This is a genomic window from Roseburia sp., from assembly GCF_041325975.1.
Lineage (GTDB): Bacteria > Bacillota > Clostridia > Lachnospirales > Lachnospiraceae > Roseburia > Roseburia rectibacter.
Genome location: NZ_JBGLEJ010000004.1, coordinates 92,852 through 107,318 on the forward strand (window position 1 = coordinate 92,852; position 14,467 = coordinate 107,318).

Consider the following 14,467-nt stretch of genomic DNA (forward strand, 5'->3'; position numbering starts at 1 on the left):
ACGTATACTGCGTGGTCAACAGTGCTTTTCCCCTTACGCTTCCACGATCAGGTATCTGCCATCCGGAATTGAAAACACTTCCTCAGCCTCTGCTAAATCTTCATTGCTCATTCCTGCAATGTCAGCACCCTCATCTTCAAAATAAGCACGGACTTCTTTGATATTTTTACAGACAACTGCCATGCAGTCCTCTAAAAACTCTTCTGCTTCTTCCGGCGTTTCTGCAACTTTTTCTTTCAAAAGCTGTAACTGATTTTCCAAAAAATACTGTACTACCACTTCATCGTACATAATGATCCTCCATTTTCATGTGTAAAATTTTTCACTGCCGGCTTACCATGTATATGGGTCAATTCCAAGCCGGTCAAGTTCTCTGTAGATTGCTGCGACCGGAAGTCCTACCACATTATTATAGTCGCCGTCGATTTTGTCAATATAAATTGCAAATTTTCCCTGGATTCCGTATGCTCCAGCCTTATCTGACGGCTCTCCTGTCGCAATATAACGCAAAATTTCACTTTTCTTTAACTCTCTGACAAAAACGTCAGTCTTTTCGTAAAAAATATGTTCCCCTGCCCTGCCTGACTGATCAATAAATACAAAAGCAACGCCGGTATATACCGAATGACTCTTTCCTGACAATAAAGAAAGCATACGGTATGCATCTTCGTCATCTTTTGGTTTTCCTAAAATTTCACTGCCCGCGGCAACAATGGTATCTGCACCGATGACTAAAGTATCCTGCGGCGTCATTAAATTCTGGTGCTCATTACCATACGTTTTCAACATGGATGCAACTTCTCTTGCCTTTCCGGCTGCAAGTTCCATGACAACATCTTTCGGTTCTTTCTTTGTAATGATCTCTTCTCCCTTTGCCGGACAGATCTCGAAGTTAAGGCCGATCTGTTCTAAAAGTTCACGGCGTCTCGGTGACGCGGACGCTAAAATGATCTGTGACACGTTTTTTCTTCCTCGTCTTTCTATAAGTATCTTTTCTGCTTCCCTGACTTTATGCAGAATTTAATTTTCACACCTGGATCACTTTTCCAAGCCGGAAAGAATACAAAAGTCTTTCCTTTACTTTAAGTGGATTCCCCTGATCATCCGTTTCATTTTCATACACGCGGTTTAATGCTTCTCCATACAGTTTTAGCTGTGCCGCATAGCGTTCTGACAGTTCTTTTTCTGTATCTACACGGTCTGTTTTATAATCCAATAGGACAATACCATCTTTTTCGATCCAGAATACATCAATGATTCCCTGGATCAATGTCAGTTCTTCTGATACTTTTTCCAGAACTGTTGTATGTTCTGCAAAACCAAAAGCCTCTAACTGATCATCTGAAAATCCCATGACAAATGGTTTCTCACGATACAGTTTTCCACTTTTTTCCGCTTCACCCATCCGCTTTCCAACACCTGAATTTACAAAGTATTCCACCTGTGGAATACGGATAAGTCCTTTCATTTCCGGTGTGATCTGCTCATTCTCCAACATACCTGCAACCTGTTCTTTCGCAGACATGCCGGATGAAAACTGATAACACTCCATAATGCGGTGCATTGCCGTACCGCGCAGTGCTCCAAGATTGACCTCCTCGCTTTCCTGCTCTATTTTTCTTGCAAATGCAGGCACATATGGCACAACCTCTTCTGATTTAAAAACAGGGACGGACTCTTCTTCTTTTTCAAATGCCTCCCGCATGGCGCGGTGCTTTAACTCTGACACGGAATATTTATTTTTCCTGAGTACATCATTTTCATATGCATAATGTCTGTGAAAACGCTCCGAAAACTGCTGCACCTTTTTTTCATCAGCCTGCGCAGCCTTTTCCATACAGGCAGACCGGTTCCAGTCATCTTTGATCCGCATTTTCAATTCTTCCTGCACCAGTTCTGCCGCCGCGATCAGGCGTATCTGATATTTATCCTTATAAGATGCAACTGCGGGTAAGATCCAGTCTAAATAACCTGCCGCACTCTCACGCCCCAGATAGGATAAAAGCTCCTCCGGAAACGCTTTTGCATAAGCGATTGTCTCTTCTGCTTTTTTGAGACTTCCGGTTATGATCAGTTTTTCTTTCGCCCTTGTAAGTGCCACATAAAGAACACGCAGCTCCTCACCTAAGTTTTCCATATCAATCTGCTTTGCGATCGCACGCTTTGCGATCGTCACGGATTTTACACGTTTTTTTCCATCCATATAGTCTAAACCGATACCAAGTTCTGGGTGTAAGACCAGACGGCTTCTCGTATCCTGCCGGTTAAAATTTTTCCCCATTCCGGCAACAAATACGACCGGAAATTCGAGTCCTTTGCTTTTATGGATACTCATAATGCGCACCACGTTTTCATTTTCTCCGATCAGATCCGCCTCACCGAAATCCACATCATATTTCTGCAGTTCATCAATATAGCGCACAAAATGAAACAGCCCCTTGTAACTGGTATTTTCATAAGCGATCGCCTTTTCCACAAGCATCAGAAGATTGGCACGGCGCCTGTCTCCGGCAGGCATGGCAGTGGCATAATCCCCATACCCTGTCTCTTTTAGCAGCAATTCAATTAATTCATGAATCGGTGTATCCGGCACAAGCCGGCGCAGTTTTTCGTAAGTAGTATAAAACCGGTACAGCTTTTCCTCCGAAGCATCCCGGTTCTGCCCCGGCTGCTCCTCTTCTTCCTGTTTTAAACGCTCACATTCTTCCAAAACACATTCATAAAACCGTACTTCATTGTCTTTCAAACGCAGTTTTGCAAGTTCTTCATCCGAAAGTCCCCCGATCGGTGAACGAAGCACTGCCGTAAGTGGAATATCCTGTCTCGGATTATCTAAAATACGCAGCATGGAAAGTACTGTCTGCACCTCCACAGTGCTGAAATATCCTGTTGAGGAAACCGTATGCGCCGGAATACCCGCATCATTTAACACAGCCGCAAAACGGTCTGCATACCCGCTTAAGCTGCGCAGCAGAATGACCATATCCGAATACTGCACCGGGCGCAGTTCTCCGGTCGCTTTATCGGTCACAAGCTGCGTTTCCATAAGCTCTTTGATCCGCTTTGCGATCATCCTTGCTTCTAACAGCTTCTTATCATCTGCTGCCGAATCCTCTAACAGTTCATCATCCCCGTCTGCCAGTAAGATCTCTGGCGTAAACATATCCGGTTCTTCTTTATAAGAAGCTCCCGGATAAAGAGCTGCATCCGCATCATATTCCACATTTCCAAGATCACGCTTCATGATACGGTAAAAAATATCATTGGAAAATTCAAGTACCTCGTTTCTGCTCCGGAAATTTTTATGCAGGTCAATGCGCTGCATCTTTGCATCCGAAAGACTGTAAGTATCATATTTTCCCATAAAAAGTTCCGGTCTTGCCAGACGGAAACGATAGATACTCTGCTTGACATCCCCGACCATAAAAAGGTTGTACTCGCCACGTTCTTCCCTAGAAATTGCCCGCAGGATCGTCTCCTGCACCTCATTGCTGTCCTGATACTCGTCGATCATGATCTCTTTGAAATTATCCCGGAACTCCTCCGCGGTCTTTTTGACCTTTCCGGTCTCTTCATCCACAAATATGTTTAGCGCAAAATGCTCTAAATCATGGAAATCCACCAGATTTTTACGTCGTTTTTCCGCTGTAAATGCCTCATCAAATTGCAATGTCAGACGGACTAATTCAGCCGCCATCGGTGCTGTTTTTTTCATCTGCTCCGCCATGATCTCCGGTGATGTAAAGAAATACTGGCGGTTTATTTTTTTGACCGCATCTTTTCCCATATCACGAAGTTTTTTGACAAGTTCTAATTTTTCTTCATTCCCTTCAAATCCACGGGAAGATGCTAACCTGTCATAAGATAAATTGCAGTAGTTCTGATAAAATGCTGCAAAACTCTCACTCTCTGCAATCTCCTGATATTTTTTCAGGTCACTCTCTAATGCTTTCGCATACATATCAGGTCCGTCATCATCCTGTGTCAGTTCATAACCACGCTTTGCAAGTGCGACAAGATCATTTGTTACCAGTTTTAAATTCTGAAGAAAAGACTGCATAAAGGATGCACTTTCCAAAGATGCCGCATCCTCTGTATCATACCCTTCTGCCGCCGCAAGGAGCCATTTTTTCGGCCACGGATAGCTTCTCGAAAACTCATAAAGCTGTAAGATCATGCCGGAGAGTGCCGCATCATTTCTGCCGGACGCATATCCATCCACAAATGCTAAAAATTCCGGTGTGCTCACCTCATAATTTTTCAACAGAACCTTTGCGAGTACATCCTCTTTTAACAGCTTTAACTCACCTTCATCCCCGATCCTGAAATTCGGTTCAAGATCGATCTCATGAAAATGATTGCGGATCACATACAGACAAAAGCTGTCAATCGTGGTGATCTGGGCATTGTGCAAAAGAGAAAGCTGACGCTGCAGATGCTCATCATCCGGCTGATCTTTTAAGGCATTTTCCAGTGCATTTCCGATTCGCTCGCGCATCTCCGCAGCTGCCGCATTGGTAAATGTCACGATCAAAAGGCGGTCAATATCTACCGGACGCTCTTTGTCTGTAATGATCTTTATGATCCTTTCCACAAGCACTGCTGTCTTGCCTGAGCCTGCTGCCGCGGAAACTAATATATTTCTGTCTCTCAGTTCAATGACCTTTTTCTGGTCATCCGTCCATGTCATTCCCATGTTAATCTTCTACCTCTTCCCGGATATGTGCAAGGATCTCCTCACTGCTGTCAAACTTTTCAAACTGCTGATAGGAAAATCCCGGCATCCGCACATCAAATCCACAGATCGTGTGGTATGGACAATAATCACATCCGCTTCTGTCACCTAACAGATATGGCTTTACTGACACATTTCCTGCAAAGATTTCTTTTCCTACATGCTCGATCTTCTTGCGCACATAGTCAGACATCAGTCCAAATTCATAGGCGCTCGCCGTCTTAGAAGCTGCCTTTAAGGAACCATCTGCCTTTAATGCCACCGGGATCACTGACGATGTGCCTGTAAAATCCGTATCCATCGCGCCGTAAATTTCCGGGTCTTCATTGACCAGACCGCCTACTTTCAACTGTTCTAAGATACTCCGCCTGATCTCCTCTTCAGACTCCCCTCCATCTGAATCCACCATTGGATCTGTAATGTGATAGTAAAAAATTCCAGCCGGTTCTGTGTCTTTCCCCTTATATATTTTCTTAGTGAGCTCTAATGCCACGTTCATATAGACGACAAGCTGCAGCTGCAGTCCATAATAAAAATTCAACAGTGAAAAACTTGTATTGCCGGATTTATAATCAATGATCTTTACATAAACTTTGTCATCCGTCTCATAAGTATCAATACGGTCGATCCTGCCGCGCAGACGCATTTTCTCATCCTCACCTAATTGAAACTGCACCGCATCTAACCGTTCGGCGCGTGAAAATGATACTTCAAACCCGCTCGGCACAAATTTCCCTTTCCGTACCTGTAACATCAATGCCCATATCGTCCGTTTTGCCGTTGTCTCCATCCGTTTTAACAGATAGCTGTTTCTTGCATCCTCAAACACATCCCCGATCCCGCTTCCTGCGATCGCATCTTCCATACTCTGGGAAAGCAGGGCATCCTGTGCTTCTTGTGGAATATCAAACCACGTATATTCGGACATCTCGATCCCTTTTGCAAAACGCTCTAACACATCATGATAAATATTTCCCATGTCCACGCTTGCAAACTGCTGCAGTTCACGTTCTCTTAATCTAAGACCATAGCTTAGATAATGTGCAAATGCACAGGCTGCAAACTGCTCAAGTCTTGTCACGCTGTTATCTAACGTATTTCCATACAGAGCCTTCGTGACAGCCTTGCTGATCGCATCATCCTGATGCACACCAAACGCTGCATCAAAAAGCTGCAATGCCTTCTCTCTGTCTCCCTCATCCGATAAATACCATGCCAGAAGTGCCGTCCATGCTTCTTCATCTTCCACCGGCTTGTTTAATCCTTCCATCAGAAACGGCAGGGCACTCTCTGCAGTCAGAACGCCCTCTAACGTCTCCTCCTCGGATGGTTCTTCCACCACAAGCTGAGGGAATAATTTTAAGAGTGTTCCGATCAGATAAGAACGGCGCAGTGCTTTTCCATCCGAATTAACACGGCAGAATGTCACATAAAGCCGTTCGGACGGTTTTGTCATGTTTAAGTACAGGTAAAACTTCTGGATAAATACTTTTTCCCTTGCCCCCGGTGCCAGTTCCAGATGATATTCTGCCATCTTCTCACGCTCAAACTGTGAGATAATACCACCCTGATTTCCTGCTTTCGGAACAACTCCGTCATTGACACCGACAAAAAATAAAATCTTTATATGATTTAATCTTGTCCGCTCAATGTCTCCGACCGTTACAGTATCATTTCCCGGCGGGATAATACCAACCTTTGCCGCCTCAAATCCGGCATCTAAGATATCACTGTATTCCCGGATCGTCATCGTCTCATCGCCCAGCAGGGATGTCACTTTATCAAGCAGATCCATCACGATCTTATAGATCTGGTCGTATTCTTTTGCCCTCGCCTGATTCCCATTTTTCTCAAAAAACTCTCCGCGTTCTTTTAGGAGCTGCTCCATGTCAAGACGCCGGATCAGGCTGTATAATTCAAATGTCTGTGTACTGACGGTGTTTTTCTTTCCGCGAAAAGCCATAAGAAGCGGTTTAAAGTTCTCATAAACCGCCTCGCGGATCTCATTTAACCGCTCCATATCTTCTAATGTTCCATCCGGCATCACAAATGTCCATGGCTTGCTCCAGCGGGATGCCCCACGGATTCCGCGCGCAAGCACATAGTTCTCCAGACGGTCGATCTCCTGTTCCGTAAGTCTGTGAATTGTCTGCTCTTTACATTGTGCAGACTTTTCACTGGTTTCTCCATCCAATTCCAGTTCCATGGATGATAGTTTCCCCTGTGGTATTATTTTTTCAGCAAGACCGCATCTTAAAAACCGGAAAACGCTTTCATACGAAAAATCATATTCGATCATCTCTAAGATTGCACGGATGCACTCAATAAACGGATGAAACAGGATATTTTTTGTCTGATCGATAAAGTATGGAATATGGTACTGTTCAAAGATTTCCGGCACATAATTGCCATATTGCTGCACATCTCCTGTGACCACCGCAATATCACGGTAACGGTACCCCTGCTCCCTTGTCAGGCGCACGATCTCGCGGGCGGCAAATTTTAATTCTTCCCTTGGATTCTTCAGGGATGTGATACGGATATCCGGCGTCTCTTCCAACTGGCTGTCTGTTAATTTTTCATGGTTTTCATTGCTTTTCATTGCTTTTTCCGACACTTTATATCTGTAACTTCCTGCTCCCGGACGGAATAGATTCTGCTCCATGAAATAAAGATCCGGTGCACCGGCATAACGTCTCTTTTCTCCGGTTGGAAGCACGATCGGCTCCTCGACCGGAACTTTACATAATTCTGCCACTTTAAGCAGGGATGCCACCGTTTTTTTACTCATGGCAAAAAGTTCATGCACACCTCTGCACTGATAAAAATCTTCCCTGACATCCATTGTGACAGAGACACTGACCTTCTTTGCCAGTACGAGCAGTTTTTCCATCAGACGGTTCTGGATCGGCGTAAAACCCGTAAACTCGTCTAATACGATCACACTGCCGCAAAGCAGCTTAGACTCTTCTGCCACATCATAGAGAAGCTCTAACACTTCCTCTGCTGTGATATATCTGCCTTTCAAATACTCCGTAAATCCCTGATACATGGTAAGGACATCCTGCATTTTTAAGCGCAGTCCCTCTCCAAGCGGCTCTTTTTCCAGAAATTCTGCTAACGCATCCGGGCGTATATTATACTGCATCAGTTCTGAGATCAGGGATTTTACCTCACCGACATATCCCATCTTATTCATATTTGCACCAAGCACGTTAAGTTCTGCTTTTTTCTGTTCTGCTACCTTGCGCAGGACGAGATTTTTGCCAGTCTCTTCCAGCACGACCACATTTTGTTTTCCAAGGTCGTCAAATACGCGGTATGCCAATCTCGCAAAGCTGAGCACATCCACGTTCATGATCGCGTGCTGTTTTTGTCTTTCAACCAGTTCCCGCTGTGTCTGCATGGTAAACTGCTCCGGCACTATGATCAAAAACTGCTGCTCTTTATTCTCTTTTGCCTGTTTCAGCACGGAATCATACAGAAAATCTGACTTTCCGCTGCCAGAATTGCCAAATATAAATTGTAGGGACATACATTTTACTCCTGAAAATTCAATCTTAAAATATTGTATCACACATTATTTCTTTTGAAAAATGTTATCCTGCGGGTTGGAGTCAAATAGTGCATTTAAACTTCTTGATTGACAAATTGCACAAAGCCGTGCCTGTTTTGTTCCGTTGTCCGAAAAGCAGTCTCGACTTTGTGCAATTTGTCAGCCGTTATGTTGTGAATACACTATTCGACTCAAACATCGTAAGGATTCGGGTGTCAAAAGGTGGTTTTCAAATTTTTCACACCCGAATCCTGTAATAAAAGAAATGCCGTCAAAAACATCAGCAATTACCACAGGCATTCCGATATCTGCGACCAGATAATATACCATAAACGGCACCAGTATGTCATTGAGACCATTCCCGCAATCATTGCCCTCTTTTTCTTCTCTCTTTCCATTTCCTGCCCCTTTCTGCTCTGTCATTCTATTTTGCATGTTAGTCTATTCTAACTCTTTTGTCAATTCAGGAAATTTCCACTGTCATATCATGTATCAGAGAGAATTTGCACCTGCCAGGTTAATTGCCCTTTGCCGGACGCACAACTGAAAGTTATGAAGCAGTCCAATGATATGCAATTCTTGGTGTTCCATTTTTAACATATATAATACCGCATTTCATAAAACCATTCTTTTCCATCAGCTTTTGCATGATTTGATTATCCGCATGGGTATCTGCCCTGATATTTTGAGAAATATTTTTACAATAATTTAAAACACACTGAAACAAACCATGCACCTGACCATCCCCAGCAAGTCTGTGAATAGTAAGATAAGGCTCTTCATTCAGCCAATTCCCATTCTCAATATGCTTATAAGCAGGTTCTGCACCTTTAAACAATGCAAATACCCCATGTCTCCCATCTTTGTCATATATTACCCTGCATACATTCTGACAAATATCAGATTTTATTAGCTCTGCATCCGGATAAAAATGCCCTCATTGTGCAGGATTTCCGGACTTTATCATATAATCCTGTGCATATTTATAAATTTTCATAATCTGTTCAAAATCTGCCATATCAGCATTTTTCACATTCAGCATATATTTTATTCACCTCCGCAACCGCCGATTTACGAGTTTCATGATTCTTTGTCTGTTATATCGCTGAATCATTACAAACAACATATCAAACAATGCTGTCAAAATGCAAACGGAAAATTGACCTCCTCTCCTGCAGAAAAAACAGCCTCTCCTGATGTCTCTGTAACCTTAAAACTTGCGCCATCCCATCCGTTGATTTTGATGGTTCCTTTTACACTTCCGTCATCTGATGTGAAAGCCAGCTCCCCGTTTCCATTGTCAACAAATGTTCCTTTTGTTTCTCCCTCTCTGTAAATGGAGATAAGCGCTTCATCCTCTCCTTCCAGCCCCTGTCTGGTGATCAGGGAACTGTATACGCTGCCAGTCCCCTGATTGTCCACAAACAGACCGTACTTTGCTGATTTTTCCGGCATAACAAAGGATTCCCCCTTTATCTTTGCCAGCTCATTTGCAATAACATAAGCCCTGTTCTTCGTGATCTCCTCCAGATAAGAATTCTGAAGAAGCGGATACATACTGCCGTTTTCTTCGTAAGATCCAATGTGAAGCAAGGTCACTTCTTCCTTCATAGCGATCCAGTTTCTCTGTTCTGCAAGGATCTTCTCCTTTGTCTGCGGATCTGCCAGATCACTGAATCTGCTCCAAAGGTTATTTAATTCCGTATCCCATATGTCGAAAAACCATCTGGATGACAGATTCATTTCTGTCTGTGTCTGGGCTGCCTGCGCCAGCGGCGTATATTTCTTTACGATGTTCTCAATATTCTCCAATTCGTCCTGCAGTGATGCGGAACCTGATACCACATTGTCAACATCCGCTTTGATGTCCTCCGAATAGTCATAAGTAAAATCCGTTTCTTCATTTAATACGACGTCATTGTATTCTGTACTTTCTGTATTTTCTGTGCTTTCTGTGTCTTCTGTGCTTTCTGTGTCTTCTGTGCTTTCTGTGTCTTCTGTGCTTTCTGTGTCTTCTGTGTTTTCAAAACTGACCGAATCTTCCACCTGGGAAGATTCGCTTTCTATTCCTGTATTATTATTTTTTACTCCTTCTTTGCCACATCCGGCACAAAGTCCGGTCATTAATATTAATATCATGCTGTAAATTCTTTTTTTCATGTGTTTATACTCTCTACTTTCTGATTCATTGGGTGTTCTTTCCAGTTTTCTCTATCAGCAATTATAAATGAACATGAGAAAAAATACCAGCGGCCCCGTGAAACTTTGCATAAATAAAAAAGCAATACCTGAATTTAAAATAAACTCAAATACTGCTCATGAAACATCTAATATTGTATCTTTTTAGCCGAGGTATAACATTTCTCTCTATATTTAACCAAACTTGAAGTTACACTGCCATTTCCCATAATAATGATGAAACAAGAACATAATAACTACGACAGAACTGCATATTACATAAAAGTCATTCATTTTTGAATTTAGCAATACTCTTTTTTTTAACTACCTGTTATCCAGCGTGCAATAAAATATCTGATTATAGTCCCAACCGTATTTGTAATAATATCGTTTATATCTGTGGTTTTAAAGGTAATAATGTGATGTATTAAGAACAGATGAAGATTTGTTTAAATCTTACCGAACGGACAGCGTCAAATAACTTCCCATCTGACTGATCACTTTCAAATATCAGAATAATTTATCTCATTTTCCATATTAAAATTCCAAACTATCCACATTTAACAGAAAATACTTCATACCCATAATTACAAAGTGCTTAACTTTACATTTCCATTTCTTCTATCTCTTTTAACATAAATTCTTCGAGTTTCTTCTTGTCAGGCAAATGTAACATATACGTTGAAACAAATAACTGGTTATCCATTCCAGATAAGGCATATTCTACCATCTGAGAACCTTTATCTGTACAAAGCAGTATTCCTACTGGAGGATTATCTCCCTCTATCATCTCATTTTTCTTATAATATCCTACATAAGCATTAAGCTGCCCTCTATTTTCTCACTCCGGTTCCTGTAACAGCCGGTGCAGCAGATGCTCCCTGTTATTGATAAACATTTCCGTCACGATATAGCTGTCCGTCTCCTCATATTCACAGTGTCTTATTTTCCCTCTGTCAAACTGATAGATCTCCGTATCTGGAGTTCCAAGCAGGATCGGCGAATGTGTCACAATGATAAACTGTGCCCCCGCTTTCGCACACCGGTAAATATCCATGAGCAGTGTCAGCTGCCTTTGTGGTGACAGTGCCGCCTCCGGTTCATCAAAAATATAAATACCATCCGGTCTCATATATTTTTGTGCGATCGCTAAAAAACTCTCCCCATGGGATTTTTCATGATATCTTTCAGATGGATGCGCAATATCTGCATATTCTGTCTCTTTGGTCGCCACATTGTAAAAACTTTCTGCCCTCAGAAAATATCCCGACTTTGGTCTGCGGATGCTCTTTATGACTCTTACCGCATTGCATAATTCTGAATGGGAATCATATGTAGAAAAGACATAATTCTTTGTTCCGCCTTCGGGATTAAACCCATACGCAACGGCGATTGCTTCTAACAATGTCGACTTTCCGCTGCCATTTTCCCCTCTTTCGTATATATGGATTATACCCCATTTTCACCTGAAACCACCAGCACATCTTTGCCCTGAAATGCAAATCCGAGTTTATAGATTTGTCCCCGTCCGATGCCTGCCGCGATCAGATCCGCCTCATAATTTTTCTCTTCGATCTGCTTTAATGCATTCGCGGCTGTCTGCTCTAAACTCCGTTCTTTTTTCGCATCAAACACTTTGAACTCCATGATAAATGCATCCTTATTTCTCTCTAACGGATACATTGCGATATCATACCTCCCCTGTCCGCTTTCCCTGTTTGATACGATCCGGTATTGATCTCGCAGAGATACGATGAGTCCTAACACCAGTCCACGATAAAAATTTTCCGGTGTACGCTCCGGGGGACATTTTCCAACATCAAAATAACTCATGGAAGTGTATGCAATATCCAGCAAAATATCATTCAGATCTTCCATGCGGTGTGAGAGCAGTGCTTTTGTAAAATCATTATAAACGGCATTTCCATTTTCAAACATCGCAAGGATTTCATAGCGGAACATTCCCATCACTTCCCGGTTTGTGACCGACATATCGCACCATGTGCTCTCTCCCTGCTTTCCAACATTTTCCGCTTTAATATAGCCATCTGCCAGAAAAAGTGACCAAAAACTGTTCTCGTCACCGTCAAGATATTGAAACGTGATATTTTCATTGATCTCTTTATGAATGATTTCCCCTGCCATAAGCTGTTCAATCTCATGTTTGCTACGCACAGGATGTCTGCGGATGATCTCCCCGATCAGTTTGTTACTGCTGGTATTGATCCAGTAGGACTGCAATTCCCCGGACCTCATATAATTACAGATGGACCACGGATTATACATATCTTTTTGTTTTCCAAAAATAAATCCATCATACATTTCTTTCACATCATGCATCGTATCCATGTTCTGGCACTTTAATGCATCCATTACTTCCTGTTCCGTAAAACCGAAGCAATCACTGTAAGCCTCGCAGGTAACCGTATCCGTTTCAAGGTTATTCAGATCCGAAAACAGCGAATTTTTTGAAACCTTCGTCACTCCGGTAATCAAAGCCCTCGCATAGTAAGGATTTTCCTTAAATGTACTGTGAAATAACTGACGACAGGTACCGATCATCTCACTCCAGTACCCATCCGTATATGCTTCAAGCAGAGGTGTATCATATTCATCCCCTAAAATGACCGGCAGGATCTGGTAGTGCAGATAGACGAGACGGCACAGCCTCTGTATTGCAATTTCAATCCTTCCGGTATCTCCCGCACGGAACAGTTCTCTCAGACTCTTATATTCCTTTAGATCCTCCGCTTCCAGTCTGGTGCTTTTCAGCAGATATCTGTGTGCTTCATACATATTATAAAAACTGTCTGCAATTCCTTTTACCGCCTGTTTATAGTCTGCTCCCTTACAGTTCCCAAAACTGATGGAAATAACAGGAACCATTCCAAACAGTTTTCGGATCTCTTTATCCCCCAGACCCTTAACTTTTCAAAATATTCCGGATGGTCTGCAAATCTCGGATCAAAAAAAGTCTCAACTGTACTAAGAAGTGTCGTCTTGCCAAATCTTCTTGGTCTCGTGATCAGCGTGACTTTTGCATCCCTGTAAACCCATTCTGCAATAAAATGTGTCTTATCCACATAAAACTGTCTGCCACATGCAAAATCTTTAAAATCCTGATATCCGCACCCGGCTCCCGCATTCAGATATGGATTTCGTTTTAAAATATTCTGCAGTCCATCCACATACGCAAGCAGCCGCTTTTTCTCTTCCGAAAGCTTTCCCCGTTCTTCAAACTCTGCCAGTACCTGTTCCCGCTGTGATAGCTTAACATAACAGCTGACTGACTTTCCCTCCACTGTCCGCTGGATATACGGCTGTTTTTTACCGTTAATATTCTTATAAGTCAGTGTTCCCTTCGGCAGTTGTTCTAACCGGTTATCTATCTCTCTGATACGATCTTTCGGATTTCGTATTCTATTCCTCCATCTGCAATCTCATACTCCTATGCATCAAAAATGGTTATGTATGGTTATATCCATAATATAACCATACATAACCATTGTCAATTCGTATCAATCAGTTTTCTTTCAATGTTTCCCTGCAAGCCCCTCCTGCAGCGCATCTAACACACTCTCCATATGGATCGGCTTTGCGATATAACCATCCATACCTACCTCAAGTGCACGCTTGCGATCCTCCTCAAACGCATTGGCAGTCATCGCGATCTCTGCATTCAGATCATTATCCTCCGCCAGAAGAATCTTTTTATCTGCAAGTACTTCCCTGACGTCATCCCTGCGCTGTCGTCTGCGGCTCTCTTCGATCTGTTTTTCACTTGCAATGGAAAGCGGCAGATCCACCGTAGTCTTTGTCCCACCCCCCTCCTTGCTCTCCACCCGGATCGTACCGCCCATCAGGTCAACTAAAGCTTTTACGATCGGCATGCCAAGTCCGGTTCCGACAACTTTGGTCTCAGTGCTTGTCCTCTCCCGGGCAAATTCTTCAAATAGATGTGGCACTGTTTTATACATCATCTTTTATTCATGCTGACA

Annotated in this window: 11 protein-coding genes and 2 pseudogenes; all 13 read right to left on the reverse strand. The window is 42.8% G+C overall.

Annotation, left to right across the window (positions count from 1 at the left end):
• Window positions 1–33: 33 nt before the first annotated feature.
• The 13 genes and pseudogenes from ACDD58_RS03825 to ACDD58_RS03885 all read right to left on the reverse strand — a co-directional run bounded on the left by ACDD58_RS03825 (window position 34) and on the right by ACDD58_RS03885 (window position 14,449).
• Entirely contained in the window at window positions 34–291 is a 258-nt protein-coding gene (locus ACDD58_RS03825; protein WP_118210459.1) for a glyoxalase, read from the reverse strand.
• Between the two features lie 42 nt (window positions 292–333).
• Window positions 334–960 carry a nucleoside triphosphate pyrophosphatase gene (locus ACDD58_RS03830; protein ID WP_117922208.1) on the reverse strand — a complete coding sequence of 209 codons (627 nt, stop codon included), beginning with the start codon at window positions 958–960 and terminating at the stop codon, window positions 334–336.
• A 67-nt stretch (window positions 961–1,027) separates the two neighbouring features.
• Entirely contained in the window at window positions 1,028–4,696 is a 3,669-nt protein-coding gene (gene addA, locus ACDD58_RS03835; protein ID WP_370775910.1) for a helicase-exonuclease AddAB subunit AddA, read from the reverse strand.
• 1 nt (window position 4,697) lies between these two features.
• Window positions 4,698–8,270, reverse strand: a complete 3,573-nt coding sequence (locus ACDD58_RS03840) for a PD-(D/E)XK nuclease family protein (protein WP_370775912.1) — start codon at window positions 8,268–8,270, stop codon at window positions 4,698–4,700.
• 180 nt (window positions 8,271–8,450) lie between these two features.
• Entirely contained in the window at window positions 8,451–8,714 is a 264-nt protein-coding gene (locus ACDD58_RS03845; RefSeq protein ID WP_117922211.1) for an Obg family GTPase CgtA, read from the reverse strand.
• A gap of 127 nt (window positions 8,715–8,841) precedes the next feature.
• On the reverse strand, window positions 8,842–9,129 hold the full coding sequence (locus tag ACDD58_RS03850) for a hypothetical protein (RefSeq protein ID WP_243006913.1): 288 nt from the start codon (window positions 9,127–9,129) through the stop codon (window positions 8,842–8,844).
• A gap of 213 nt (window positions 9,130–9,342) precedes the next feature.
• Window positions 9,343–9,417, reverse strand: a complete 75-nt coding sequence (locus ACDD58_RS03855) for a hypothetical protein (protein ID WP_370777442.1) — start codon at window positions 9,415–9,417, stop codon at window positions 9,343–9,345.
• Window positions 9,418–9,431: 14 nt separating this feature from the next.
• The gene (locus tag ACDD58_RS03860) at window positions 9,432–10,451 is read right to left on the reverse strand and encodes a lysozyme inhibitor LprI family protein (protein WP_370775915.1); all 1,020 of its coding nucleotides are present in this window, start codon (window positions 10,449–10,451) and stop codon (window positions 9,432–9,434) included.
• 622 nt (window positions 10,452–11,073) lie between these two features.
• Window positions 11,074–11,295, reverse strand: a pseudogene (locus tag ACDD58_RS03865) (PDDEXK nuclease domain-containing protein); the annotation flags it as partial.
• Between the two features lie 15 nt (window positions 11,296–11,310).
• Window positions 11,311–11,901 (reverse strand): annotated as a pseudogene (locus tag ACDD58_RS03870) (AAA family ATPase); the annotation flags it as partial.
• 17 nt (window positions 11,902–11,918) lie between these two features.
• Window positions 11,919–13,355: an AAA family ATPase gene (locus tag ACDD58_RS03875; RefSeq protein ID WP_118210456.1), complete on the reverse strand. Its 1,437-nt coding sequence runs from the start codon at window positions 13,353–13,355 to the stop codon at window positions 11,919–11,921.
• The gene (locus ACDD58_RS03880; protein ID WP_158570887.1) at window positions 13,292–13,771 is read right to left on the reverse strand and encodes an AAA family ATPase; all 480 of its coding nucleotides are present in this window, start codon (window positions 13,769–13,771) and stop codon (window positions 13,292–13,294) included. The genes ACDD58_RS03875 and ACDD58_RS03880 overlap by 64 nt, the downstream gene beginning before the upstream one ends.
• Window positions 13,772–14,002: 231 nt before the next feature.
• Window positions 14,003–14,449, reverse strand: a complete 447-nt coding sequence (locus ACDD58_RS03885; protein ID WP_117922216.1) for a hybrid sensor histidine kinase/response regulator — start codon at window positions 14,447–14,449, stop codon at window positions 14,003–14,005.
• Between the last annotated feature and the right edge of the window lie 18 nt (window positions 14,450–14,467).